Annotated in this window: 27 protein-coding genes and 1 pseudogene; 17 read left to right on the top strand and 11 right to left on the bottom strand. The window is 45.0% G+C overall.

Annotation, left to right across the window (positions count from 1 at the left end):
- Both QZ371_RS10655 and QZ371_RS10650 read right to left on the bottom strand, forming a co-directional pair.
- Window positions 1-232, bottom strand: a pseudogene (locus QZ371_RS10655) (hypothetical protein); the annotation flags it as partial.
- Window positions 229-474 (bottom strand): hypothetical protein, encoded by a 246-nt coding sequence (locus tag QZ371_RS10650; RefSeq protein WP_295212662.1) that lies wholly within the window; start codon window positions 472-474, stop codon window positions 229-231. The gene QZ371_RS10650 and the pseudogene QZ371_RS10655, both read right to left, overlap by 4 nt.
- Window positions 475-668: 194 nt before the next feature.
- Here QZ371_RS10650 and QZ371_RS10645 point away from each other — a divergent pair, with 194 nt between their 5' ends.
- Window positions 669-884 carry an XRE family transcriptional regulator gene (locus QZ371_RS10645; protein ID WP_295212654.1) on the top strand — a complete coding sequence of 72 codons (216 nt, stop codon included), beginning with the start codon at window positions 669-671 and terminating at the stop codon, window positions 882-884.
- A gap of 2 nt (window positions 885-886) precedes the next feature.
- Window positions 887-1,897, top strand: coding sequence for a PDDEXK nuclease domain-containing protein (locus QZ371_RS10640; protein WP_295212646.1), 1,011 nt, complete (start codon window positions 887-889; stop codon window positions 1,895-1,897).
- A 42-nt stretch (window positions 1,898-1,939) separates the two neighbouring features.
- Here QZ371_RS10640 and QZ371_RS10635 read toward each other — a convergent pair whose 3' ends face one another.
- The 7 genes from QZ371_RS10635 to QZ371_RS10605 are packed head-to-tail and all read right to left on the bottom strand — an operon-like array spanning window position 1,940 to window position 5,436.
- Window positions 1,940-2,302, bottom strand: coding sequence for a hypothetical protein (locus QZ371_RS10635; protein ID WP_295212626.1), 363 nt, complete (start codon window positions 2,300-2,302; stop codon window positions 1,940-1,942).
- Window positions 2,292-2,528: a hypothetical protein gene (locus QZ371_RS10630; RefSeq protein WP_295212621.1), complete on the bottom strand. Its 237-nt coding sequence runs from the start codon at window positions 2,526-2,528 to the stop codon at window positions 2,292-2,294. The genes QZ371_RS10635 and QZ371_RS10630 overlap by 11 nt, the downstream gene beginning before the upstream one ends.
- Window positions 2,512-2,889 (bottom strand): hypothetical protein, encoded by a 378-nt coding sequence (locus QZ371_RS10625; RefSeq protein ID WP_295212615.1) that lies wholly within the window; start codon window positions 2,887-2,889, stop codon window positions 2,512-2,514. Before QZ371_RS10625 ends, QZ371_RS10630 begins: the two co-directional genes overlap by 17 nt.
- 14 nt (window positions 2,890-2,903) lie before the next feature.
- The gene (locus QZ371_RS10620; RefSeq protein ID WP_295212608.1) at window positions 2,904-3,191 is read right to left on the bottom strand and encodes a hypothetical protein; all 288 of its coding nucleotides are present in this window, start codon (window positions 3,189-3,191) and stop codon (window positions 2,904-2,906) included.
- A 17-nt stretch (window positions 3,192-3,208) separates the two neighbouring features.
- Window positions 3,209-4,069 carry an ATP-binding protein gene (locus QZ371_RS10615; protein WP_295212600.1) on the bottom strand — a complete coding sequence of 287 codons (861 nt, stop codon included), beginning with the start codon at window positions 4,067-4,069 and terminating at the stop codon, window positions 3,209-3,211.
- Window positions 4,062-4,610, bottom strand: coding sequence for a CHC2 zinc finger domain-containing protein (locus QZ371_RS10610; protein ID WP_295212593.1), 549 nt, complete (start codon window positions 4,608-4,610; stop codon window positions 4,062-4,064). Before QZ371_RS10610 ends, QZ371_RS10615 begins: the two co-directional genes overlap by 8 nt.
- 4 nt (window positions 4,611-4,614) lie before the next feature.
- On the bottom strand, window positions 4,615-5,436 hold the full coding sequence (locus tag QZ371_RS10605; protein ID WP_295212583.1) for a hypothetical protein: 822 nt from the start codon (window positions 5,434-5,436) through the stop codon (window positions 4,615-4,617).
- A 460-nt stretch (window positions 5,437-5,896) separates the two neighbouring features.
- Here QZ371_RS10605 and QZ371_RS10600 point away from each other — a divergent pair, with 460 nt between their 5' ends.
- The 14 genes from QZ371_RS10600 (at window position 5,897) to cysK (ending at window position 21,653) form a co-directional block, all read left to right on the top strand.
- Entirely contained in the window at window positions 5,897-6,646 is a 750-nt protein-coding gene (locus tag QZ371_RS10600; protein WP_295212572.1) for a DeoR/GlpR family DNA-binding transcription regulator, read from the top strand.
- Between the two features lies 1 nt (window position 6,647).
- Window positions 6,648-7,547: a 1-phosphofructokinase gene (gene pfkB / locus QZ371_RS10595; protein WP_295212566.1), complete on the top strand. Its 900-nt coding sequence runs from the start codon at window positions 6,648-6,650 to the stop codon at window positions 7,545-7,547.
- A gap of 46 nt (window positions 7,548-7,593) precedes the next feature.
- A complete protein-coding gene (locus tag QZ371_RS10590; protein WP_295212555.1) occupies window positions 7,594-9,507 on the top strand; it encodes a fructose-specific PTS transporter subunit EIIC in 1,914 nt (637 codons plus the stop codon).
- Window positions 9,508-9,586: 79 nt separating this feature from the next.
- Entirely contained in the window at window positions 9,587-9,853 is a 267-nt protein-coding gene (locus QZ371_RS10585; protein WP_295212546.1) for an HPr family phosphocarrier protein, read from the top strand.
- A gap of 168 nt (window positions 9,854-10,021) precedes the next feature.
- Window positions 10,022-11,965, top strand: coding sequence for a fructose-1,6-bisphosphatase (locus QZ371_RS10580; protein WP_295212538.1), 1,944 nt, complete (start codon window positions 10,022-10,024; stop codon window positions 11,963-11,965).
- A 27-nt stretch (window positions 11,966-11,992) separates the two neighbouring features.
- Window positions 11,993-12,982, top strand: a complete 990-nt coding sequence (locus tag QZ371_RS10575; protein ID WP_295212532.1) for a Gfo/Idh/MocA family oxidoreductase — start codon at window positions 11,993-11,995, stop codon at window positions 12,980-12,982.
- Between the two features lie 127 nt (window positions 12,983-13,109).
- Window positions 13,110-13,577: a low molecular weight protein-tyrosine-phosphatase gene (locus tag QZ371_RS10570; protein WP_295212524.1), complete on the top strand. Its 468-nt coding sequence runs from the start codon at window positions 13,110-13,112 to the stop codon at window positions 13,575-13,577.
- 278 nt (window positions 13,578-13,855) lie between these two features.
- Window positions 13,856-14,692, top strand: a complete 837-nt coding sequence (locus tag QZ371_RS10565) for a PRD domain-containing protein (RefSeq protein ID WP_295212514.1) — start codon at window positions 13,856-13,858, stop codon at window positions 14,690-14,692.
- 141 nt (window positions 14,693-14,833) lie between these two features.
- Entirely contained in the window at window positions 14,834-16,990 is a 2,157-nt protein-coding gene (locus tag QZ371_RS10560) for a PTS transporter subunit IIABC (protein WP_295212505.1), read from the top strand.
- Window positions 16,991-17,031: 41 nt separating this feature from the next.
- Window positions 17,032-17,289 (top strand): HPr family phosphocarrier protein, encoded by a 258-nt coding sequence (locus QZ371_RS10555; RefSeq protein ID WP_295212500.1) that lies wholly within the window; start codon window positions 17,032-17,034, stop codon window positions 17,287-17,289.
- Window positions 17,290-17,442: 153 nt separating this feature from the next.
- A complete protein-coding gene (locus QZ371_RS10550; protein ID WP_295212489.1) occupies window positions 17,443-17,976 on the top strand; it encodes an inorganic diphosphatase in 534 nt (177 codons plus the stop codon).
- Window positions 17,977-18,020: 44 nt separating this feature from the next.
- Window positions 18,021-19,655 carry a phosphoenolpyruvate--protein phosphotransferase gene (gene ptsP / locus QZ371_RS10545; protein ID WP_295212477.1) on the top strand — a complete coding sequence of 545 codons (1,635 nt, stop codon included), beginning with the start codon at window positions 18,021-18,023 and terminating at the stop codon, window positions 19,653-19,655.
- A gap of 139 nt (window positions 19,656-19,794) precedes the next feature.
- The gene (locus QZ371_RS10540) at window positions 19,795-20,502 is read left to right on the top strand and encodes an acyl-ACP thioesterase domain-containing protein (RefSeq protein ID WP_295212472.1); all 708 of its coding nucleotides are present in this window, start codon (window positions 19,795-19,797) and stop codon (window positions 20,500-20,502) included.
- Between the two features lie 218 nt (window positions 20,503-20,720).
- A complete protein-coding gene (gene cysK, locus QZ371_RS10535) occupies window positions 20,721-21,653 on the top strand; it encodes a cysteine synthase A (protein ID WP_295212449.1) in 933 nt (310 codons plus the stop codon).
- 246 nt (window positions 21,654-21,899) lie between these two features.
- On the opposite strand, the gene QZ371_RS10530 is transcribed toward cysK, so the two are convergent.
- Window positions 21,900-23,132, bottom strand: coding sequence for a transglutaminase domain-containing protein (locus QZ371_RS10530; RefSeq protein ID WP_295212437.1), 1,233 nt, complete (start codon window positions 23,130-23,132; stop codon window positions 21,900-21,902).
- A gap of 26 nt (window positions 23,133-23,158) precedes the next feature.
- Complete coding sequence (locus QZ371_RS10525) at window positions 23,159-23,692, bottom strand: DUF4358 domain-containing protein (RefSeq protein WP_295212416.1); 534 nt, start codon at window positions 23,690-23,692, stop codon at window positions 23,159-23,161.
- A 279-nt stretch (window positions 23,693-23,971) separates the two neighbouring features.
- On the opposite strand from QZ371_RS10525, the gene QZ371_RS10520 reads away from it, so the two are divergent.
- Window positions 23,972-24,445, top strand: coding sequence for a MarR family transcriptional regulator (locus QZ371_RS10520; RefSeq protein ID WP_295212411.1), 474 nt, complete (start codon window positions 23,972-23,974; stop codon window positions 24,443-24,445).

Here is a 24,445-nt window from a genome sequence, read left to right as displayed (position 1 = left end):
TCGCTGCATAATTCTTGTTCGAATAAAATGTGTCAAGTGATATTGACAAAACCACGTTTTCCAGCTTGCCGGAATGCTCCGATAGCTTTTTCATGGAAACTCTGCCTTTTCTCTGCGACTTTCCGGAAAGAAAGTCCTGCATGGCAGATTTCAAAGTATCGACTGTAAATTCTCTGCTCCTGACCGACAGATCTATGGTTTTTCGCAAGCCTTTTTCAAAGTCTGTACTCATGCCGGAAACGCAAACACTGCGTCGATGTTTTCACGAAGCCATCTGGAAAAATCATTCTTGACAGTATGGAACGTTTCTGCATCGTCATATTCTGCGACAACGATACCATTTTCCGTATCGCCCTTCAGATAGACCATGAAGCCGTATCCGCTTCCATCATCGTACTCACCGCAGGTGACACACGAAACGGCATTAGAGTAGTTGAATGCAGTTCCGTCCTGCGAGATAATTGATAAGGTCATACGCTCACTCCTTTCCCGCTTACTATTTTCAGTTTAGCAAAATTGCTGTGGTGAAATCCGACAAGTAAATGCAAGTGCTGTCAAGTTTCGTCAAAAATAATTTTCTGATTTTTATTTTTCCGATTGACTTTCACACAAAAATACAGTATAATAAGTTATACGATTAGTGTAACTTATAGAAGGTAATGTGAGTTATGGTTAAGAACATTTTTGAAATCGATGTAAAGGTGAAATGTATCGAAAATGGTACAACACAGGCACAAATCGCTAAAGATATACATACCTCAAAAGAATATGTAAATAAGGTCATTAAAAAGCAAGAGGGCATTGTCAATCGGACATATGTGCAAATCCTTGAAGCACTTGGATATGACATTGAACTGGTTTATGTGAAGAGAACGGAGGATTGAACATGGATATTCAGCCATATAATGAACAATTTCAGAAAGTTGTCAATATTATTGAATCGGCGAAAGAGCGTGCATACAGAAAAGTAAATGAGGAATTGATTACGATGTATCGTGATATCGGCGAATATATCAGCAAGCAATCAAAAAATAGCTCCTATGGAGATGCTTTTGTACAGAAGCTGGCGGATTTCTTTTCTGAAAATTATCCTGAACTGAAAGGATTCAACAGGCGTGGATTATACAGAATGAAGCAGTTTTACGAACTTTATCAGGGTGAAGAAAAAGTGTCACCACTGGTGACACAATTGAGTTGGTCGAATCATTTGAAGATAATGTCAGCCTGCAAGACAATGGATGAACGTATTTTTTATATGAATATGTGTATCAAAGAGCGATTGTCAAAGAGAGAATTGGAAAGACAAATCGACAGCGGTTATTATGAAAGATATATGCTGTCGCAAAATCCACAATCGCTGGCACTTGAAACAGCTAAAAAGGCAACAGGAAATATTTTTCTTGACAATTATGTCCTTGACTTTCTTGATGTTCCCGAACCAATGTCTGAACATGATTTACAGAAATCCATCATTCGTAATCTGAAAGATTTTATTCTTGAAATAGGAAAAGATTTCACTTTTGTTGGAGAAGAATATCGTGTTCAGGTGGGCAATCATGATTTCTTTATTGATTTGCTGTTTTATCACAGAGGACTGTCTTGTCTGGTAGCTTTTGAACTGAAAATCGGGGAATTCAAGCCGGAGTATGTGGGACAAATCAATCTATATCTTGAAGCATTGGACAGAGAGGTTAAAAAGGAAAATGAGAATCCAAGCGTAGGAATTATCCTTTGTGCAAGCAAAGATGACGAGGTCGTTGAATTTGCTCTCAGCAGAAGTCTTTCACCAACGATGGTTGCGGAATACAATCTGAAATTGATCGACAAAAAATTGCTGCAAAAGAAATTGAAGGAATATATCGAGTTGGCAAAACTAACAGAAGACGAAAACGCATAAAAATGACCGGTTTGTACTACATTGTGCAAACCGGTCACTGTTTTATATTAACGATGAAATAGCTTTTTCTCCAGCAGCAAGGTGATAATGTACACCTTGCCTTGACATAAACATCTCTCTTGCAATCTGGGATACTGTCTTTATTTCAATATATCGCTTTGTTAAAATATCTCTGCACTCATCATTTTCAATCATCTGAATTTGATCAAGAATACACCTTTTGACAGCAGCAGATTCCAAAATCAGATTTTTCAGTTCATTCTTCAAATCAGTGATTTCATTCTGAAAGACACTGCTCATTGCGTTTTCTTTTGCAACCTCTGTCATACTATCCAATTGAAGCTTCACGCTCCTGATCTGCCGAGCAATCATAATATACTGCCATAAAAACTCTTTACCTGTCAAAATAGTAGACCTCCTGCATTTTCTTCATGAAATATCTTCCGTCAAGTCCGGACAGCAGCCTAAACCACTCCGACAGAAAAAAGCTTTCCATTTCTTCCTTTCGCCTGAAAACAGAATCGCTTCTGGTATGATTTTTGACAGCTAAGAGCGTATATTTGTAGCTTTCTGCTGCCACAGCAACAATGGCATGAGCAAGATGTATGTAGCCGTCAAGTAAAGCTGACATCCAGTTCACCGCTTTTCAGCTGCCTTTTCAGATCACTTACCAAAGTTTGATAGAGTGTTTCGCTATCCGCTGATACATAGCGAAGCATTTCAAGGAACTTTTTGATTCCGAACACTTCCAGATTTACATCGAATACCGCCTTTTTGTCTTCTGTGAAGATGTCCAGAATGATCTGGGAGATCTCAGCGGTATCCAAATCATCAAAATTGCCGACGTTCACCAGTTCGCCACTGACAAGCAGTGCGAACACTGCATAGGGGATCACTCTTTCGTCTGCAAGAAACATGGTTCTCTGTGTAAATTCCTTGACCTTTTGCATCATAATCGGTCTGCCGTACTCTGTTACGATCATTTTTTCCATGGTTAAACCCTCCGTTATTTTCTTTCTGTCATGGTGTAATAGCTGCCAACATCGTAAACAAGCCAGTTTTCCAGCTTGTATCTGGCATAGTCACGTTCTTCTTCGGTCGCATAAACTGCAAGGACTACCTCATCTCCAAGTGTAGTAAATGCAGTCAAAGCAAATTCCAGGGTATCCGGATCGAAGCTGTCATCGACCATTTCGCTGATAACTCCCGTTGCACTGTTCATGAAAACAGGTTGAATCATTGCGATTACATCGCAGTTCAGTGTGATTCCGTCATAGGTTTTGATTAATCTCATTTTTTTACTCCATTCTTTCAATTTGATTCTTCACGCAAAAGCAGATCTTTGAGTGTTTTGTAACTTTTCTGTGCCTGCTTCATACGATAGGACGTGCCTTTCATGGCAAAGGCAAATGTTGCAGGGAGAATACGGTCAAATGTGCGTTTCTTTTTCAGATCAGCACAATTGCCCATATCCGTAATGTCGATATTGGTGGTTACGATCATCGGTTTGTTGGCTGAGATGCGAGTATCCACAAGACTGTGAACACGTTCCAGTGCAAAATCTGTGCCACGTTCCGCTCCCAGATCATCGAGAATCAGCAAGTCGGGAGCAGTAATGCTTCGGGTATACTCAGCATATTCTGATTCGCTGTAGAAACAGCTGCGTTCCACAATTTGCATGGTAGTCAGCCATTTTACGCTTACGCCCTGATTCAGCAGAGCATTTGCAATGCAGGCTGCCAGATAGGTTTTACCTGTTCCCACGTCACCATAGAGGAGAAGTCCGATCCTGCCCAGTTTCTCGAAGTTTTTGATATAGTTCATACCGATTCTTTGGGCTTCTGAAGATTCCACCGCTGCAATGTCAGCTGACAGATAATGTTCGGGAATATCTGCGTTTTCTTTATTCTCTCTGATGACAGATGCAAGCTGTTGCTTTGCATTCTCCCGTTTTTCCTTTGCAGACTGACAGGCACAGCAGCAGCCGACAATTTCAGGCATTCCCATTTTCATAAATCGCTCAGGCAGTCGGAACTGCTTTGCTGTACCGCATTTTCCGCAGTGCCACAAACCGTCCTCAGCGAGATAGTCCTCAGCGTTTTTGTTCTTGATGAAGTTTTCTTCTGCATTTTCAGAGAGCGTCTGAAAAATGCTTTTCAGTGTATCATGCATTGTGTTTCCTTTCTACTGTCAGATACTCCATAATATGCTCAGGAGCAGCGTTCCAAAATTCCTTTGATATGCCGTATTTCATCTGCATGATGTTTTCCAGCGGGGCGGTATCCGGCTCCACTTTGCTGTATTTCAGACCGAGAAGATATTCCCTTGTCAGCTCCGAAGAATATTCCTGCAATATGCTGTCTGCTGCAATGTGATAATGCTCGCACAGAATCAGAAATCTGTCCCAGAAGCGAAAGATATTCTTCCGTTTCAGTTCTTCCAGGGTATAAATTCCCGATGATTTCGTCATTTTACGAACTGTTTTCGCAAACGAAAGATTTTCAATTTTACTGACAAATCCAAATACATCACCGCTTTCACCACAGTGAAAACAGGTATAGATCTCATCGTGAAAGAGATTCAGGGAATTGGTCTTGCTGTGGCATAATGGGCATTTACAGCAAGCATCTGTTATCACTTCGTATTTCCCGATAACAGAAGAAAGGGGATTTTTCAAGCGGATAAGCTCCAGTAATTCCGTATTGACAAACATTTTCTCACCTCACAAACTGGTCAAATGGATTGACGTTGACATCGTAAGCCGAACTTTGTGCAGGTGGTTTGTCCAGCTGAGGATAATCCTTGGAAACTCTTTCGATGACCCAGTTTAGAATGGTGTGATAATCTGACTTGTATCGTTTTCCGCTGGAAAGCTTGTAGTTGTTGAGAATCTCAATGCACTTATCTACGAATGCCTTGGAATGCTGTTCCGACAGCTTCTGATATTCTTCTTCCGTCATGGTGACAGCTTCTGCATATTTCTTCTTATCCGTCTTTTTCTTCGGCGAAGCAGAAGCCGTTCCATTTAATTCTTTCATATTTGATTCTTTCATACTTGATATGTAAGTATTTAATTGTCCCTGGTTTTCTACATCCTGATTTTCAAGATACAGGTTTTCTGCATCTTGTTTTTCTGTATTTGGGACATCTGCGTTTTGATTTGTTTCAGACTGCTTTTTGAGAAACAGTTCCGGACATTCCAGACCATCAGGAATATTCTCATATGGAATTTCATAGATGTGATAGACATATTCAAACCGTCCGCTTTTGGAGTAGTTCGGCGGAAGCTTCTCCAGATACACATACCGCTCGTCGATCAGTTCATGGAGGGCAGCACGAACTGCCGTTTCACCCTCTTTGCAGATCTTCACCAGTCCGGCAATGGAATAGTTCCAGTCACAGGGCAGACCCAGTATTTTGGACATCAGCCCGATTGCTTTCAGACTGAGTTTCTGATTTCTCAAATGATGATTGCTCATGATTGTGAAGTCGGTGTTCTTATGCACTCTGACAACCGATGAATTTGATTCATTTGCCATAATAACCTCCGAATAAATAGAAAAAGCGTTCCTCACTGATATATGAAGAACGCTTTTCGTTATCTATTCAATTTTCTTTGCAAATTTAAGCCTGTCTAAAATTTTTGTCCTTTAAGAATGTAAAATTTCTGTGAATCCAAGTTCCCTTGGCATATTACGATTGCTGCTTTTTTGCACAATTTTGCAAATTCTGAATAGCTTTCGGCGATACTGCAAATGCTATAATGTCACCACTTTATGACCGCATAATAAGCTTTGTGACTGAATCTGACCGATTATTGTTAAAATACACAAATGTGGCGGCTTTGATTTATAACATCAGCCAAAGTTTAAGGATTTTGAATGATTTTGATTGAAAATGTTTGACTTGTTGTGAATGGTATGGTATACTGATATCAGAAACGATCAATATCGTTCAATTGACGTCAAAAACAATATTGAAATTTGAAAAGGTGATAAAATGCTGACTGAGGAAAGATACTCTATCATATTGGAAAGGGTGAAGCAGAACAAGAGTGTAAAGCTCCCCGAGTTGTGCGAGCTTTTGAACGCTTCTGAGTCCACCGTCCGCCGTGATCTTACGGTGCTGGACGAAAGAGGGCTTTTGAAAAAAGTCCACGGCGGTGCGATATCTGCGGAAGAACATTCCTTTAATCCTGTTGAGCAGGACGTTGAGTCAAAGTCAAAGCTTTTTACTGATGAAAAGCTCGCTATTGCGAGGTTTGCGGCTTCGCTCGTTGACGACGGCGACTTTATTTTCATCGATGCAGGAACTACCACGGGCTATATGATAGACTTTCTGCCCGACAAGAAAATGACTTTCGTGACGAACGCTTTCGTTCATGCAAAAAAGCTTGCGCAGCGTGGGTTCACGGTTTATATCCCTGCCGGTGAGATAAAGCTTACGACTGAGGCGATCGTCGGCGCTGAATGCGTCAGCAGCCTGCAAAGCTACAACTTCACAAAAAGCTTTCTCGGCGCAAACGGCATTTCGCTTTCGGGGGGCATTACCACTCCCGACCGCAATGAAGCAAGCGTGAAGTCAACAGCGGTGCAAAACAGTCAGACCGCTTATATCCTTGCAGATCATTCCAAATTCGATCAGATATCTGCGGTGACATTTGCTCAGCTTGGTCGGGTAAAGATAATCACCGACAAGCTCCAGGATAAAAAATATATCACAAAGGCAAATATCAAGGAGGTAATGTAAAATGGTATATACAGTAACTTTCAACCCTGCTATCGACTATGTTGTCCACACAGGCGAAATGAAGCTCGGTGCGACAAACCGCTCGGAAAGAGAAGAAATGTATTTCGGCGGCAAGGGCATAAACGTTTCGATCGTCCTTAGAGAGCTGGGCGTCCAGTCAAAAGCACTTGGCTTCACAGCAGGCTTTACAGGCGAGGCTATCGAGAACGGACTTGCTGAAATGGGTATCGACACAGATTTTGTCCGCCTTGAAAAGGGCAATTCCCGTATCAATGTGAAGATAAAGTCCGCAGAGGAAACTGAGCTCAACGGACAGGGTCCCGACATTGACGACAAGGCCGTGAACAAACTCTTTGAAAAGCTTGACAAGCTTGAGGACGGCGACACGCTTATCCTTGCAGGAAGTATCCCCTCGTCGCTGCCTTCCGATATCTACGAAAGGATTCTTGAAAGACTTTCTAATAAGAATATCAGAACAGTAGTTGACGCCACAAAGGACTTGCTCCTCAACGTGCTCAAATACAAGCCTTTCCTTATCAAGCCAAATAATCACGAGCTCGGCGAAATGTTCGGCGTGACCCTTGTGACTGACGAGGATATTGAGAAGTATGCACGAAAGCTCAAAGATATGGGTGCTGTAAACGTGCTTATCTCAATGGCTGGGGACGGAGCAATGCTCATTGACGAAAAGGGCGAAATGCACCGCTGCGGCGTATGCAAGGGCAAGGTGAAAAATTCCGTTGGCGCAGGCGATTCAATGGTGGCAGGCTTTACAGCAGGAATCCAGCAGGGCGATTATGAATACGCTCTCAAGCTTGGCACAGCCGCAGGCGGCGCAACAGCTTTTTCAGACGGACTTGCACAGAAAGAAAAGATATCAGAGCTGCTTGAAACGCTTTGATAAAACAGATAAAACAAAAAGAAAATCAAGACAGGGAGGAAATATTATGCGAATAGTTGACTTATTGAAAAAAGACAGCATACAGCTTAACGCCTCACCAAAATCGAAGAGCGAAGCCATTGATATGCTGATAGACCTTCAGGTCAAGGGCGGCAATATCGCCGACAGAGAGGAATACAAAAAGGGCATTCTTGCCCGTGAGGATAAGGGTTCAACAGCCGTTGGCGAAGGCATTGCCATACCTCACGCAAAGAGCGAGGCTGTCAAAGCGCCATCACTTGCGGCAATGACAGTTCCAAAAGGCGTTGATTACGAAGCCCTTGACGACGAGCCTTCAAATCTGCTTTTTATGATCGCAGCGCCAAATGACGGCGACGTTCATCTTGAAGTGCTTTCAAGGCTTATGACTATCCTTATGGACGAGGATTTCCGTGAAAAGCTTCTTAATGCAAGCGATAACGACGAATTCCTCAAAGTCATCGACGATATGGAAAATGAGAAATATCCTGATGAGCCGAGAGCGGAAGTCAAGCCAACGGATGGCTACAAGGTTCTTGCAGTAACAGCCTGTCCGACAGGTATCGCCCACACTTATATGGCGGCGGAAGCCCTTGAAAAGGCAGGCAAGAAGCTTGGCATCACAATCAAGGTGGAGACCAACGGCTCGGGCGGAGCAAAGAATATCCTCACCGATGAAGAGATCGCAAACTGCGACGGAATTATCGTTGCGGCGGACAAGACCGTTGCAATGGCACGTTTTGACGGCAAAAAAGTTATAAGCACAAAGGTGTCGGACGGAATAAAGATACCAGAGGAACTTATCAACCGCATTGAAGCAGGTGACGCACCTGTTTATCATCACGAGGGTGGCGCAGACAGCAGCGCTTCATCATCGAGCGGCGACGAAAGCTTCGGCAGAAAACTTTACAAGCACCTTATGAACGGCGTTTCAAATATGCTTCCATTCACAGTTGCAGGCGGTATTTTTATCGCACTTGCATTCCTTATCGACTCTATCGGCGGCGCACCGCAGGACAGCGACTTCGGTACGCACCTTGCGGCGGCTGCTTGGTTCAAGACTATCGGCAATTACGCATTCCAGTTTATGATACCGATACTTGCAGGCTATATCGGCAAGAGCATTGCTGACAGACCAGGTCTGCTAGTCGGTATGGCAGGCGGCGCAATGGCAGTTTCAGGCGCAACATTTGCAGCCCCCGGCGGAGATGTTCCTTCTGGATTCCTCGGCGCATTGCTTGCAGGTTTCCTTGGCGGATTTGTTATGCTCCTCATCGAAAAGGCCTGCGACAAGCTTCCAAAGGCTCTTAACGGAATAAAGCCTGTTCTTATCTATCCTCTCGGCGGCCTTGCGGTAGTCGCACTTATGATGTGCGCTGTAAACCCTATTATGGGAGTACTCAACGAAGCACTTGCAAACTTCCTTACAAATATGGGCGGCACGAACAAGGTGCTCCTCGGCTGTATCCTCGGCGCAATGATGTCGATAGATATGGGCGGTCCATTCAACAAGGCAGCTTACGTTTTCGGCGTTGCAGCGATCTCATCGGGCAACTTCGATATTATGGCAGCCGTTATGATCGGCGGTATGGTCCCACCTATCGCTATCGCACTTGCAACAACATTCTTCAAGAACAAGTTTACTGAGGACGAGCGCAAGAACGGTCCTGTAAACTACATTATGGGTCTTAGCTTCATCACAGAGGGCGCAATCCCATATGCTGCCGCTGACCCGATGAGAGTTATTCCGGCTTGTATGATCGGCGCTGCTGCCGCAGGCGGACTTTCAATGGCATTCGGCTGTACGCTTCGTGCTCCTCACGGCGGAATCTTTGTATTCCCTGTTGTTGGCAATCCTGTTATGTACGTTGTTGCACTTGTGGTCGGTTCGATCATCGGAATGCTTCTTTTGGGACTTTTCAAAAAGAAAGTTACCGAATAGGCTTTACAAATTGGCAGGAATATAATATAATAATATTAACAATCATAAATAAATTAAAAAACGCAAAGGAGAGATCACTATGGTATCAAAGGTTGTAAAGGTAGTAAACGCAGAAGGACTTCATATGCGTCCGGCAGGTATCGTTGCAAAGGCTGCTAAGGAGCACCCAGAGTGCGAGATCATAATGAAGGCAAACGGCAAGGATATCAAGGCTAAGGCTGTTATGCAGATCATGGCGGCAGGTATCAAGAAGGATACAGACGTTGAGATAATCGTAACAGGCGAAAACGAGCAGGCTGTTCTTGACGAATTCGTGAAGATGTTCGAGGACGGTTTCGGCGAATAAGTCGCACCAGAATTTAAACGCAAAAAATATTCAGACAAGGCCGCAGCGGATACTGCGGTCTTTCTGAGTAATATTACGTTGTTAAATTATTGCAATTATAAGATAGTCTCGGGGTATGGGGATATTTGAGACTGACAAAAATAAGAATGCCAAAAGAGAGAAATACATATGGACAAAAAATACCTTTCACTTCTTGCACAGAAATTTCCGACCATAGACAGCGCCGCAAGCGAGATAGTTAATCTATCTGCCATACGCAGTATGCCAAAGGGCACAGAATACTTTTTCAGCGATATCCACGGCGAATATGAAGCCTTTTTGCATATGCTCAAAAGCGCTTCGGGTATGATAAAAAATAAGATAGACCTGACATTGGGCAAAACAGTTTCCTCGGCGGAACGTGAAGCCCTTGCCTATCTTATCTATTATCCCGACAAGCAGATAAAGCGTTTGCAGGATAAAAACCAGCTTTCGGACGAGTGGCGCAGGCTGACCATATACAGGCTCATACTTGTCTGCGAGGCTGTTTCGGCGAAATACACACGCTCTAGAGTGCGAAAGAGCATTCCGAAAGATATGGTCTATATCCTTGACGAGCTGCTCAATGTCACCGACGACGTTGTGAAGGAATATTACTATGACGAGATCATAAGCACGATTCTTGACACAGGCATTGCAGACCGCTTTATCAAGTCCCTTTGTCAGCTTATACAGTCCCTTGCTATCGACAAGCTGCATATCATCGGCGATATTTATGACAGAGGTCCTAGAGCGGATATCATTATGGACGAGCTTATGAAAATGCACGATGTTGATATCCAATGGGGCAATCACGATATTTCTTGGATGGGTGCGGCTTCGGGCAACCTTGCGCTTATCGCAAATGTTATCAGGATATCAATGAGATATAATAATTTCGACGTTCTCGAGGACGGCTACGGGCTTAATCTCCGTGCGCTGGCGGTCTTTGCAGGGGAGACTTACAAGAATGACGAGTGCGCAATTTTTATGCCACAGACCCTTGACGACAATATCTATGACCCTGTTGACGCAAAGCTTGTGGCAAAAATGCACAAGGCTATCACAGTTATCCAGCTGAAACTTGAGGGACAGCTTATGGAGCGCCATCCAGAGTGGGAACTTTCTCATCGTGACCTTTTCCGTATGGTGGATTTTGCTAACGGCACTATAACCATCGACGGACAGGTTCATAAGCTTCTTGACGGCAATTTCCCCACAGTTGACCCTTGCGACCCACTTGCGCTGACTGAGGGCGAAAACGAGCTTATGATCGTTCTTGCAAATTCATTTATGCACAGCGACAGGCTCAACGCACATATGCGATTTTTGTATTCAAAAGGCTCAATGTACAAGACCATAAACGGCAATCTGCTTTTCCACGGCTGTATACCTCTTGATGAAAAGGGCAGGCTTGTGAGCCTTTCCATAGCAGGGGAGCAGTATTCAGGCAAGGATATGCTTGACAAGCTCGACGAGATAGCGAACAAGGCGTACTTTTTGCAGCCTTGCGAGGAGAAAAGCTATGCGGCAGACTGCCTTTGGTATTTGTGGAGCGGAGCACGCTCGCCCCTTTACGGCAAGGACAAAATGGCGTTCTTTGAGCGGTATTTTCTTGCGGATAAAAAGCTTCACGAGGAAAATTACAACGCCTATTATCATTTCTCCGAGAAACCCGAGATATGCGGCAGGATACTTGAAATGTTCGGCCTTGACCCACAGCGTGGGCATATCATAAACGGCCACGTTCCTGTTAAGATCAAAAACGGCGAAAGCCCTGTCAAAGCGGACGGCAGGCTGTTTGTTATCGACGGCGGTATCTCAAAGGCTTATCAGAAAGCCACGGGCATTGCAGGATACACGCTGATATACGATTCTCACAGCCTTAATCTTGCGGAGCACAAGCCTTTTATCGCAGGGGAGAGCGAGCACACACCTGAGATACACCTTGTTGAGCGGCTCGACCGCCGTGCCAATATCTCCGACACAGACAAGGGCGAGGAGCTGCTTTTACAGATAAACGATCTCCGTGATCTGCTGAAAGCTTATCGTTCGGGCGACATAAAGGAAGGGTACAGTGAGAAGGATTTTTAGGATATTATTCTGAAAGGACTGAATGATATGGAAGATCAGAAGAATTTCAACTGGGCTGTTATCGGCTGCGGCGTTATTGCAAATGAAATGGCGCAGGGACTTGAAAAAATGGGCAGAAAGCTTTACGCCGTTGCAAACAGAACTCACGAAAAGGCGGTTGCCTTTGCGGAGAAATACGGCATTGAAAAGGTCTATGACAAGATAGATAATGTTTTTGCCGACCCGAATGTTGACATTATTTACATCACCACCCCACACAACACCCACTATCAGTATATGAAAAAGGCACTTGAGAGCGGCAAGCACATTTTTGTGGAAAAGTCGATAACTCTTAACAGCCGTGAGCTTGATGAAATGGTGGCTCTTGCAAAGCAAAATGGGCTTATGATCGGCGAGGCAATGACCATTTGGCATATGCCCATATACAAAAAGCTTTGGGATATCGTTGAAAGAGGCGAGCTTGGCAGGGTGCAGATAATAACTGTCAATTTCGGCAGCTTCAAGGAATACGATATGAAAAACCGCTTTTTTAATATGGAACTTGCAGGCGGCGCAATGCTTGATATCGGCGTATATGCGCTGTCCATAGTGCGCAGCTTTATGAGCGAAGCGCCGCAGGATACCATCAGCCAATGGAAACCGTCGCCAACAGGTTCGGACGAAATGGCGACAATGCTTTTGAAAAACAGCGCAGGTCAGCTTGCAACTGTTGCGCTGAGTATGCACTCCAAGCAGCCCAAGCGTGCGATGATAAGCTGCGAAAATGGCTATATCGAGATAATGGAATATCCGAGGGCGGACAAGGCGAAGATAGTTGACGCCGAGACAGGAGCGGTCAAAGAGATAACCGCAGGCGAGTCCGCAAATGCCCTTTATTACGAACTTGAGGATATGGAACAAGCCGTTCGGACTGGCGACAGCGGACTGCTTAAATTGCAGCAGTCCTGCGATGTTATGGATATAATGACAAAGCTTAGAAAGGACTGGGGTATGAAATATCCCGGGGAAGTTTGGTAGGCTTTGTGCGGATAAAAACGTATGCCGGCAGATTTGTCGGCGTGCGTTTTTTTGCTGTACAATTTGGCTTGAATGTGGTATAATACTTGTGATAATATAATTGATATAAACCGAAAGGAAAAGCGCAATGCAAAATCTAAATAAGCACAAAATATTATTTGTCTGCCACGGCAACATCTGCCGTTCGCCAATGGCTGAATTTGTTATGAAAGACCTTGTGAGAAAGGCTCATCGTGAGAACGATTTTTATATCGACTCCGCCGCAACAAGTACCGAGGAGATCGGCAACGGCGTGCATTATGGCACAAGGGCGAAGCTTGAACAGGTGGGCGTGCCGATTGGGGAGCACCAAGCAAGGCAGGTCACAATGCAGGACTATAAGGACTTCGATCTTATCTTGCTTATGGATCAGTATAACCGCCGCAATGTAAAGCGTATCCTGCCAAATGACCCAGAGGGCAAGATACAAATGCTGCTTGATTATACCGACAGAGCGGATAAAAATATCGCCGACCCTTGGTATACAGGCAACTTTGACGAGACCTATAAGGACGTTCTCGAGGGCTGCGAGGGGCTGCTTGCGGCGCTGAAATAAGCTTTTGTTGTTGAGTTTTCACAAAAGAATTGACGGAAGTTTGTTGAAAAAACAGAAATGCAAAGGCTTTTTAATGTACTCTATTGACAAATAAATGTGCATATGTTAAACTAATTATAGTGAAATTGATACATGAGATTTGTATTGGAGTGTTACCATTCATTTAATAGTTTGGGCATAACCAACTTTGTGCGAGCGTTAGCGTTGTTTAGTTGCTGGTTCGTATTAAGGTTGGTTTTTTTTATTATATAGGGCTTTATGGGGGAAATAATATAAAAATGAAGATAATTAAAGTTATAAATAACAACACCGTCTGCGTCCTTGACGACAAGGGCAGGGAACAGATAATATCGGGCAAAGGCATTGGCTTTGGCAAAAAGTACGGCGATCAGCCCGACGATTCTAAAATCCAAAAAATGTATCTCGTTACAGACTCGGCGCTGAGAAAACGGCTTATCGAGTGCCTTACTGAGATACCTTACGAGCATATAAAACTTACAGCCGATCTGGTGGACTATATCGAGGCGAACGTGCCATCAAAGCTCAACGAGTCGCTTATAATCACGCTTTCAGATCATATTTCTTTCGCAATAAAGCGTAAAGAGCAGGGCATTGAGTTTGAAAATCCACTTATGGACGCAATAAGCGACTGCTTTCCAAGCGAGCTTGCTCTCGGCAGGCATTGTGTTGATGAGATAAACAACAGGCTGGGAATAGACCTCAGCCCAGATGAAGCAGGCTTCATCGCAATGCACATCATAAACGCGCGGCTGGGCACGAAAATGGGGAAGATAACCGATATCACCAAAATGGTCAACGGCTGCGCAGATATCGCAGACAAGACCTTTGCAGGAAAGATCGACAAGACCACCGTGGCTTACGAGCGTTTTATGGTGCATTTGAAATTTCTCGCAAAGCGGCTGTTCAGCTCTCAGGAGCTTCCGAACGTTCTCAGCCGTGATGAAGATATAATGGCGCTTATCAAGGCGAAATTCAAAAAGCCTTACAGGTGCGCAAAGGCAATGCAGGATTATATTCTGAAAAATTATGCGAAAACTATATCGGAGGACGAAATGCTGACCCTTGCGATACATTTGAGAAAGATCAGCGTTTAAAATCACGCTTTATATTTTATATATAATATAGTATCTTATGCCGTATAAATATTAGACCGGTACCTAATAATATTTATTATGGCTCAAGGAAATATAGCCGCAGGATAGGCGGCGCAATACGACATTGGAGGATATATTATTATGAAGGATAAAATTTTCGGCGTGCTCCAGCGTGTCGGCAGATCGTTTATGCTGCCGATAGCTCTGCTGCCAGTGGCGGGTCTGCTTCTTGGAATAGGCAGCTCGTTCACCAACGCCACAACAATCGAAACTTATCACCTTGGCAAAGTCATCTACGAGGGCGGCGTGCTTTACACCATTCTCGATATTATGAGCAAGACGGGAAGCGCAGTTTTTGATAACTTGGCTCTCCTCTTTGCAATGGGCGTTGCTATCGGTATGGCGAAAAAGGAAAAAGAAGTCGCAGCGCTTTCGGGTGCTATCGCCTATATCGTAATGAACACCACTATCAGCGCACTCATCTCCGCAAAGGGCGGCGTTGAAGCAATGGCTGAGAACTCGACAACTTCCGTCCTTGGTATAACCACCCTGCAAATGGGCGTTTTCGGCGGTATTATCGTTGGGCTTGGCGTTGCGGCGCTTCACAATAAGTTCTATAAAACAGAGCTTCCGCAGGTGCTTTCATTTTTCGGCGGCACAAGATTTGTTCCTATCGTTTCAACGATCACATACCTTATCGTCGGTATCATAATGTTCTACCTTTGGCCTGTTGTACAGCTTGGCATTTCTAAGCTTGGCGTGCTGGTGCTCAATTCGGGTTATGCAGGCACTTGGATATACGGTATCCTCGAGCGTGCTCTTATCCCGTTCGGACTTCACCACGTTTTCTATATGCCATTCTGGCAGACAGAGCTTGGCGGCTCAATGATGATCGACGGCAATATGGTGGCAGGCGCACAGAACATTTTCTTTGCTGAGCTTGCTTCAAAGTCAACAGATGTTTTCTCAGTATCCGCAACAAGATTTATGTCGGGCAAGTTCCCGTTTATGATCTTCGGTCTCCCTGCTGCCGCACTTGCTATGTATAAGGCAGCTCGTCCCGAAAAGAAAAAGGTCGTTGGAAGCCTTCTGCTTTCCGCAGCCCTCACCTCGATGATAACAGGTATCACAGAACCTCTCGAGTTCACCTTCCTGTTTGTTGCACCCCTTATGTACGCTGTTCATTGCGTGCTGGCTGGACTTTCATATATGCTTATGCACATTTTGAACGTCGGCGTGGGAATGACATTCTCGGGCGGACTTATAGATATGACCCTCTTCGGCGTTTTGCAGGGCAACGCAAAGACCCATTGGATATGGATAGTCATTGTGGGACTTGTTTACGCAGTTGTTTATTACTTCGTTTTCTACTTTATGATAACAAAGTTGAATCTTAAAACACCTGGCCGTGAGCCTGACGATGTTGAGCCAAAGCTTTACCGCAGAAGCGACGTCAATGCAGCCAAAGCCGCAAAGGCAGAGGGCAAGGCTTCGATCAAGGAAGAAGATATGGTCAGCGCACTTATCTTAAAGGGTCTTGGCGGAAAGGACAACCTTTCGGACGTTGACTGCTGCGCAACTCGTCTCAGAGTTACAGTCAATGACGCAGGCAAGGTCGATGACGCAATGCTTAAATCAAGCGGCGCTTCGGGCGTTATCCACAAGGGCAACGGCGTTCAGGTCATTTATGGACCAAAGGTCTCTGTTATCAAGTCAAACCTTGAGGGCTTTATCGACTCACCGCTTTCTGATGATATCGACAGCATTATCGGTACAGAGCCACAGGCTGAGGAAACTCAGATCAAGGACGATAAGCCGCAGGCAAAGGCTGATGACAGCGCAGAAGCGAAGATCACCCTTTATTCCCATATGAACGGCAGTATCGTAAAGCTTGAGGACGTCGAGGACGAGGTGTTCTCACAGAAAATTCTCGGCGAGGGCGTTGCAGTCGAGCCAACAGAGGGCAAGCTTTTCGCTCCTTGCGACGGCAAGATAGACAGCGTTTTTGATACCAAGCACGCAGTCAATATGGTATCGTCAGAGGGCGCAGAGATTTTGCTTCACATCGGTATCGACACCGTTAAGCTTGGCGGAAAGTTCTTTGAAGCCCACGTTTCAGACGGACAGGAAGTCAAAAAGGGCGATCTGCTCATAAGCTTTGATATGGAAAACATCAAGGCGGCAGGCTATAAGGTGACAACACCGCTCATCATCGGCAATACAGACGATTATGCGGCTGTTGAACCAGTCGCAGAGGGCGCAGTCAGCGCAGGCGACAGGGTGCTCACCATTAGATAGAAATTTAAAAATCAAAATATTCAATACAGGAGGACATCATTATGAAAACATTTGACTACACGATCAAGGACGAGATCGGTATCCACGCAAGACCGGCAGGACTTCTTGCAAAGAAGGCAAAGGAATTTTCAAGCGAGATATCTATCGAAAAGGGCGGCAAGAAGGTAAACCTCACAAAGCTTATGGCTGTAATGGGTCTTGGCGTTAAGCACGGCGAGACTGTTACTATCACAGTTGACGGCGCTGACGAGGACGCAGCCGCAGAGGCTATCAAGGCTTTCTTTGAGGAAAATCTCTAAATCAATAATTTATCCGCCGCTCTCGTATAGGGGGCGGCTGGATATATCCGTTATCTTGGCGGGTCTTGTGCCTTTGAGGACAGAGGCATAAGACGCACAAAGATAAAAAATAAAATTTTATGAAAATTATATTTTGGAATTGGGGGCTAAGTTATGAATATCTGGCACGATATAGACGAAAAAAGAATTTACCCAACAGATTTTGTGTCGGTGATCGAGATATCAAAGGGCAGCAATATGAAATACGAGCTCGACAAAGAGACCGGTATGCTTTCCCTTGACAGAGTGCTTTTCACCGCCACTCATTATCCGATGAATTACGGCTTTATACCAAGGACTTATGGCGACGACAACGACCCGCTCGACGTGCTGCTTCTTTGCAGCGAGCCTATTATGCCGATGACTTTGGTGCGAAGCTATCCTATCGGCGTGATGATAATGGAGGACGGCGGAATGGGCGATGAAAAGATAATCGCAATCCCATACAGCGACCCTACATACAAGTGCTATACTGATATAAAGGAGCTTCCTGCGCACATTTTTGATGAGCTGAAACACTTTTTCTCAGTATACAAGCAGCTTGAGGGCAAGGAGACCGAGATCAAAGAGATCGGCGGCCCTATCGAAGCGGTAGGCGTTATCGAGCGTGCAATGGAAAATTATAAGCAAAAATTCTGCAACAAATAGACGATAAAAATATAAAATCAAAAATTATAAGGAGCTGATCGACAATGAGAACTTACATCGGAAAAGGCGTTTACGGAGCAGTAGCGATCGGAAAGATATCCATTTTCAAGAAGCAGGATACAACTATCAAGCGTGTCCGCACGGAGGACAGCGAGCACGAAAAGCAGAGAGTGGCAAAGGCAAAGGAAGCCGCTTCAAATCAGCTTCAGGCTATATATGAAAAGGCGCTGAAAGAGGTTGGCGAGACAAACGCACAGATCTTTGAGATCCATATGATGATGCTTGACGACGATGATTACAACGAGTCTATCGAGAATATAATCGACAGTCAGAAGGTCAACGCTGAGTACGCCGTTGCCATAACGGCCGACAACTTTGCGGAAATGTTCGCTTCAATGGACGACCCTTATATGCAGGCTCGTGCCGCCGACGTCAAGGACATTTCAAACAGGATAATCGCAAATCTTACAGGCAATGTTGCCGATGGTGCAGAGTCAAACGACAAGATGATAGTTTGCGCTGACGATCTTGCGCCAAGCGAGACTATCTCACTTGACAAGGACAAGGTGCTTGCTTTCGTGACGGCTCACGGCTCGTCAAATTCTCACACGGCCATCCTTGCGAGAAATATGAATATCCCTGCTGTTATCGGCGTTGGCGAACAGTTCCTTGCTGAGATAAAGGACGGCGACACGGCTATCGTTGACGGCTTTACAGGCGAAATTTTTGTTGACCCAGACGAGGAGACCACAGCAAAGCTCCAGCGCAAGCGTGACGAGGACGAGGAAAAAAAGCGCCTGCTGCAAGACCTCAAGGGCAAGGAAAATGTCACAAAGGACGGCAGAAAAATAAACATTTACGCAAATATCGGCAGCGTTGACAATATCGGTGCGGTGCTGTTCAATGACGCTGGCGGAATCGGCCTGTTCAGAAGCGAGTTCCTTTATCTTGAAAACACAGACTTCCCAACGGAGGAGCAGCAGTTCCACGCATACAAGCGTGTCCTCGAGAGTATGGCAGGCAAAAAAGTCATAATCCGTACCCTCGATATCGGCGCAGACAAGCAGGTGGATTATTTCGGACTGAAAAAGGAAGATAACCCAGCCCTCGGTTACAGGGCGATAAGAATTTGCCTTACACGCCCCGAGATATTCAAGACCCAGCTTAGAGCGCTGTTCAGGGCTTCCGTTTACGGCAATCTCGGCATTATGTTCCCGATGATTACAAGCGTTTCAGAGGTGCAGAAAGCCCTCGATATGTGCAACGAGGTAAAGGCGGAACTTGACGAGCAGGGCATTGAATACAGCAAGGACACGGAGCTTGGCATTATGATCGAGACCCCTGCCGCTGCCATAATAAGCGACAAGCTTGCGCCGATGGTGGACTTTTTCAGCGTTGGTACAAACGACCTAACACAGTACACCCTCGCTTGCGACAGACAGAACCCCGATATCGAGCAGTTCTGCGACACTCACCACGAGGCCATTCTTCGCCTTATCGAGATGTCCGCCGAGAACGCTCACAAGCACGGCGCTTGGATAGGCATTTGCGGCGAGCTTGCGGCCGACACTTCGCTGACCGAGACTTTCCTCAGAATGGGCATTGACGAGCTTTCAGTTTCGCCGACTTTCGTTCTCAAGGTAAGAGACGCCGTTAGAAATGTTGATCTCAGCAAATAAATATTGGATTTTTCAGTCCTGCGTATGCAAAATTGCGTGCGCAGGGCTTTTTTACTTTGGGCTGCTTGCAATTGATTTCGGCGTGGTGTATAATTGTATTATGATATAATCAAATGACATAGAGATCGGAGGCATAAAAATGTACCAAATGAAACGAACCGTCAATTGCAGCAATATCGGCAGAGACGGTGTTATAAAAAACAGCGCAATTGTGGACTTTTTGCAGGACTGCTCCATAATACACCTTGACACCCACCCCGTTATGGCGCCATTTTTCGAGGAGGAAAACTGCGTGATGTTCCTTGTGTCACGGCAGATAGACTTTTACCGCCGCCCCGAATATATGGAACAGCTCACCGTCAAGACTTGGACTTATGAGCTAAAGCGTATGTACGGCTTTCGTAACACCATAATTTTCGGCGGTGACGGCAAGCCTTGCATTGCGTCCATCGCTTCGGGAGCGTTTATGGATAACGCTACCCAGCGCCCAATAAAAGTACCGCAGGAGCTTGTTGACAGGGTGAAGCTTTACCCGAAATTTGATATGGAATATCTGCCGAGAAAAATCTCTCTGCCTGACAGCATTGAAACAGAGATACCAGATGTGCAGATATCAAAGTGCCATATAGATATGAACAAGCACGTCAACAATGCACGCTATCTTGATATCACAGACGAATTTGTTGATAATGAGACCGCAGTCAAGCGCATACGCATTGAATACAAGAAGCCCGTCAAGCGTGGCGAGCAGGTCAAGACGCTCATAAGCTCACAGGGCAACGCTTATTTTGTTCAGCTTTGTGATGAAAATGGCAAGGCTTATTGTATCACAGAGTATGATTTTTAGTGCAAATTGTATATTATAAGAGTGGAAAAATAAATTCTGTTGTGCAAAAGATAGAAAGCATATTATTCCCATTGACATAGTAGGAATAAAGTGATATATTATAATCATAGAAAATAACACAGCGTACAAAAAGTTGACGGCGCAAATTTTTATATCGGTATTTTGGTGTCGTGGCGAAAGCGCTGAAAATAAGTTTTTATATTTGGAGGTTGATCACAATGTCAAAGATCTACAAGGGCGTTTCGGAGCTTATCGGCAAAACTCCAATAATCGAAGCTGTTAATTTTGAAAAGGCTGTTGAGGCTGAGGCGACTATCCTAGCAAAGCTTGAATACTTCAACCCAGCAGGAAGCGTAAAGGACAGAGTTGCGCTTGCAATGATCGAAGAGGCTGAAAAGAAGGGCGTGCTCAAGAAGGGCGCAACTATCATCGAGCCAACTTCCGGCAATACAGGTATCGGTCTTGCGGCTGTCGGCGTATCAAAAGGTTACAAGGTTATCCTTACAATGCCAGAGACCATGAGTATCGAGAGAAGAAATCTTCTCAATGCATACGGTGCAGAGATCGTTCTTACAGAGGGCGCAAAGGGTATGACAGGCGCAATCAAGAAGGCTGACGAGCTCAAGGGCGAGATTGAGAACGCAGTTATCCTCGGTCAGTTCGTAAACCCAGCTAACCCGGCTGCTCACTTTGCAACAACAGGTCCTGAGATTTGGGACGACACAGACGGAAAGGTAGATATCTTCATCGCAGGCGTTGGCACAGGCGGAACTGTAACAGGCGTTGGTCAGTATCTCAAGTCCAAGAACCCTAACGTTAAGATCGTTGCTGTTGAGCCTGCAACTTCACCTGTACTTTCACAGGGCAAGGCTGGTCCGCACAAGATTCAGGGTATCGGCGCTGGCTTCGTTCCAGATGTTCTCGACACAAAGGTTTATGACGAGATCCTTCCTATCGAGAATGAGGACGCATTCAAGACAGGCAACAAGTTCGCAAAGACAGAGGGTATCCTCGTTGGTATCTCTTCCGGCGCTGCGCTCAAGGCTGCTGAAATTCTTTCCAAGAGACCAGAGAACAAGGGCAAGACTATCGTAGCTCTTCTCCCAGACACAGGTGAGAGATATCTCTCAACAGCACTCTTTGAGAGCTAATTATCACGCAACATAAAGAATTCAAGATATGATCGGAAAGGGGCAGCAAGTCAGTTTTCTGAATGGTGACTCCGAACGCAACAAACTTTACAAAGCTTTCTTCGATCAAATCCGATATAAAAAGTCATGGGACGAACAGTTTTATACTGCTCGTCCTTTGGCTTTATTAGACACAAAAAAGCGGCTGATAATTCAACCGCTTTTTCTTTATGTAATATGCAATTTTATTTCAGCCCAAGTTTACCATCAAAAATTGACCATACCATTTAACCCGCCAGCATTACCCACATAATTTGAGCCAAGCTGATCTTTCAGTTCGTCGGCAAGCTTACTGTAATCAATGCCGAGAACATTTTCATCATCATCGCTTATGTCGTAATCTGAATAGTCGGTGTAGGTCACGCCAAAGCAAGCCTTTTTGCCGTCCTCTGTGATGATAACTGACGACGTGCTGATGTTTGCAACGTTTGAGATAAGATTTTCCATAACGTCGGTGAGCTGCTCCGAAACGCTGCTTGTGTCAACGCCCTCGGGCACTTCGATGTAGTAATATGCCGAACCTTCGCCCTCAGAGATAAGCTTTTTCAGCTCGCCGGGCAATGCGTAAATGTCGGAAAGCTTCTTTGCATTTTCGCAGATAAGGCACTTGTCCGTTGAGGTGCAGGCAGGGAAATCGCTCTTGTTCCAAGGATAAGAACCGTCGTCCTTGACCGAGTCGGGCACGTTGAAATATGCGTAGTCGGGGGTCTCGTCGCCGCCATCAAAGGTCACGTCAACGTGATACCATTTGCCGTCTATCTGAACAACGTTCCAAGCGTGCTCGCCCTGTTCGGTGGAGTGGATTATCTTGCTGTCGATTCCAAGAACGTCAAGGAAAAGCTTGATCGTGGTGGCGTTGCCGACGCAGATAGTGCTGTGATCGTGGAAAAATCCGTAAGGCGTGTGGGAATACTTGTCGCTGTCCTCGTCAACGATAGCTGAAAGGGAATCGTCATTGAAATGCGTGCCGCTGAAAACATAATCGTAAACGGCCTTTTCCTTGTCGTAATCGCTCATTCCGTCCTTGATTATCTCGGAAACCGCCTTTTTGAGCTCTTTGAGGATATATTTGTCCTTGTCATCGGTGAGCTTTGAATCGTCCCCAGACTTGTAAGCCTCTACCACCGCCGTGTCGTCATAAATTTCGTGAACATCGCCGCTTATGTCTGTGATATCGCCGTCACCATTGAAAAGATCTTCGCCGAAAGTGTTTTGAAGCTGTGTTTTGAGATCATCCAGCTGTCCTTGAAGATCTTTCACCTGCTGGCTGAGATCAGAGCTGTCCGAATCGTCAGAGTCTTTCGCAGAGGTCGAAACGCTTTTTGAAGTTCCTTTGGTGTCAGTCTTTGAAGCCTTTGAGCAGCCTGCAAAGCTTGTTGAAAGGCAAGCCACGCAAAGTGCAAAAATTATAGCTTTCTTTTTTCCGTTGTTCTTGTTCATTTTTGTTGTCCTAGTCATTGCCAATTTTATTCACCTGCTAATGTCTTTATTTTGTCTGAAATATCCTGTGCATTGTCCGATATCACGAGCACCCAGTAATCGCCGGCCTGAAATATCTGGGCGGCTTCTATCTTTTTGGTTTCCTCGGGCTTGTAATTCTCGAACTGATTGAGCCTGTAATCAACTCGACTTGAAAGCGCAGATTGCGCGCTTGACCCGTCCGCCAACTTGATGATCGACACCTCGTCCGCAAGTCCACCATCAGCGGCGTAGATTATTCCGCCGTCCGCAATGTCATCGGCAGCAATGCCGTAAAGCTTTTCGGCATTTTTTGTGTATGTATCATCGCCATAATATGCCGAAGCGGTGAGGTTGTCGTCATTGATCTGCGAAAGGATATCCTTTGCAGAGCCGCTTTGAGCGTCAGAACCCGTCTGGGACTGCGCTTGCGCCTGTGAAACATCGCCCTCGGAGCTTTCATCTGTGTCAACGCTGCCGCAGCCAAACATTGTAAAAAATGTTATCACTGAGGTGGCAAGACACAAAAATCTCAACATCATGATCTCTTTTGTCCTCTCTTCTGTCTGTTTTGTTTTGAAATTTGAATTTGTACAAAGTCACCCTTTGTCGATTATTATTATAGCACGTTTTGAATCCCATTGCAATGAAGTTAAGAAATTTATAAGGTTTTCTTTATGACAATATCGCTAATGCCAGTAACAGTTCTTTGTGCATATTTGTGAAAAATATCGTTGACATAGCAGGGTGCGTGTGTTATAATTTTATTTAGTTTACCGAGTGAAATATTAACCGAGTGAAAATTAAAGGTGGTGAAATAAATGGCAGAAGAGCAGAGCATAGCGGAGCGGTTTATGTCTTTTCACGCACGGCTCAAAAATGTAAAGTTTTATAAAATGCAGAATGTTTTTAGCGACAGCGAATTTTTTGCTGTGTCAAGAATAATAATGATAACCGTGGGAATGGCCTGCAAGGAAAGCCCTGTGGGCAAAGGCGTGTCAATGAAATATATCTCCGCAGGAATGAACGTCTCGCCGGCAATGGCGACAAAAACTATCACGAGCCTTGAAAAGCGTGGCATAGTTACACGCTATACCGACGAGGGCGACAGGCGTGGCGTAAAGGTCTGCCTGACGGAAGAGGGCTTTGAGAAGTGGAAAGAGGCAATGCGTTCCTATAAGAAGTTCGTTGACAGAGTTTTTGAACGCTTCGGCGAGAAAAAAACAAAACAGTATCTCGACCTTGCAGAAGAGCTTGTTGAGATAGCGAAAGAGGAAAAGCAAAAGTTTGTTTGA

Origin of the sequence: Ruminococcus sp., from assembly GCF_019423705.1 — a bacterium.
Lineage (GTDB): Bacteria > Bacillota > Clostridia > Oscillospirales > Ruminococcaceae > Hominimerdicola.
This window is presented reverse-complemented; position numbering and strand designations above follow the sequence as displayed.

Excerpts from the sequence above, each read along its gene's own strand:
- QZ371_RS10585 (WP_295212546.1), top strand. The coding sequence starts at position 9,587 with ATGGTATCAAAGGTTGTAAAGGTAGTAAACGCAGAAGGACTTCATATG.
- QZ371_RS10620 (WP_295212608.1), bottom strand. The coding sequence starts at position 3,191 with ATGAGATTAATCAAAACCTATGACGGAATCACACTGAACTGCGATGTA.
- QZ371_RS10605 (WP_295212583.1), bottom strand. The coding sequence starts at position 5,436 with ATGGCAAATGAATCAAATTCATCGGTTGTCAGAGTGCATAAGAACACC.
- QZ371_RS10650 (WP_295212662.1), bottom strand. The coding sequence starts at position 474 with ATGACCTTATCAATTATCTCGCAGGACGGAACTGCATTCAACTACTCT.
- QZ371_RS10630 (WP_295212621.1), bottom strand. The coding sequence starts at position 2,528 with ATGTCAGCTTTACTTGACGGCTACATACATCTTGCTCATGCCATTGTT.
- QZ371_RS10600 (WP_295212572.1), top strand. The coding sequence starts at position 5,897 with ATGCTGACTGAGGAAAGATACTCTATCATATTGGAAAGGGTGAAGCAG.
- QZ371_RS10590 (WP_295212555.1), top strand. The coding sequence starts at position 7,594 with ATGCGAATAGTTGACTTATTGAAAAAAGACAGCATACAGCTTAACGCC.
- QZ371_RS10555 (WP_295212500.1), top strand. The coding sequence starts at position 17,032 with ATGAAAACATTTGACTACACGATCAAGGACGAGATCGGTATCCACGCA.
- QZ371_RS10575 (WP_295212532.1), top strand. The coding sequence starts at position 11,993 with ATGGAAGATCAGAAGAATTTCAACTGGGCTGTTATCGGCTGCGGCGTT.
- pfkB (WP_295212566.1), top strand. The coding sequence starts at position 6,648 with ATGGTATATACAGTAACTTTCAACCCTGCTATCGACTATGTTGTCCAC.
- cysK (WP_295212449.1), top strand. The coding sequence starts at position 20,721 with ATGTCAAAGATCTACAAGGGCGTTTCGGAGCTTATCGGCAAAACTCCA.
- QZ371_RS10645 (WP_295212654.1), top strand. The coding sequence starts at position 669 with ATGGTTAAGAACATTTTTGAAATCGATGTAAAGGTGAAATGTATCGAA.
- QZ371_RS10570 (WP_295212524.1), top strand. The coding sequence starts at position 13,110 with ATGCAAAATCTAAATAAGCACAAAATATTATTTGTCTGCCACGGCAAC.
- QZ371_RS10615 (WP_295212600.1), bottom strand. The coding sequence starts at position 4,069 with ATGCATGATACACTGAAAAGCATTTTTCAGACGCTCTCTGAAAATGCA.
- QZ371_RS10520 (WP_295212411.1), top strand. The coding sequence starts at position 23,972 with ATGGCAGAAGAGCAGAGCATAGCGGAGCGGTTTATGTCTTTTCACGCA.
- QZ371_RS10530 (WP_295212437.1), bottom strand. The coding sequence starts at position 23,132 with ATGAACAAGAACAACGGAAAAAAGAAAGCTATAATTTTTGCACTTTGC.
- QZ371_RS10560 (WP_295212505.1), top strand. The coding sequence starts at position 14,834 with ATGAAGGATAAAATTTTCGGCGTGCTCCAGCGTGTCGGCAGATCGTTT.
- QZ371_RS10625 (WP_295212615.1), bottom strand. The coding sequence starts at position 2,889 with ATGGAAAAAATGATCGTAACAGAGTACGGCAGACCGATTATGATGCAA.
- QZ371_RS10565 (WP_295212514.1), top strand. The coding sequence starts at position 13,856 with ATGAAGATAATTAAAGTTATAAATAACAACACCGTCTGCGTCCTTGAC.
- QZ371_RS10550 (WP_295212489.1), top strand. The coding sequence starts at position 17,443 with ATGAATATCTGGCACGATATAGACGAAAAAAGAATTTACCCAACAGAT.
- QZ371_RS10640 (WP_295212646.1), top strand. The coding sequence starts at position 887 with ATGGATATTCAGCCATATAATGAACAATTTCAGAAAGTTGTCAATATT.
- QZ371_RS10525 (WP_295212416.1), bottom strand. The coding sequence starts at position 23,692 with ATGATGTTGAGATTTTTGTGTCTTGCCACCTCAGTGATAACATTTTTT.
- QZ371_RS10540 (WP_295212472.1), top strand. The coding sequence starts at position 19,795 with ATGTACCAAATGAAACGAACCGTCAATTGCAGCAATATCGGCAGAGAC.
- QZ371_RS10610 (WP_295212593.1), bottom strand. The coding sequence starts at position 4,610 with ATGTTTGTCAATACGGAATTACTGGAGCTTATCCGCTTGAAAAATCCC.
- ptsP (WP_295212477.1), top strand. The coding sequence starts at position 18,021 with ATGAGAACTTACATCGGAAAAGGCGTTTACGGAGCAGTAGCGATCGGA.
- QZ371_RS10580 (WP_295212538.1), top strand. The coding sequence starts at position 10,022 with ATGGACAAAAAATACCTTTCACTTCTTGCACAGAAATTTCCGACCATA.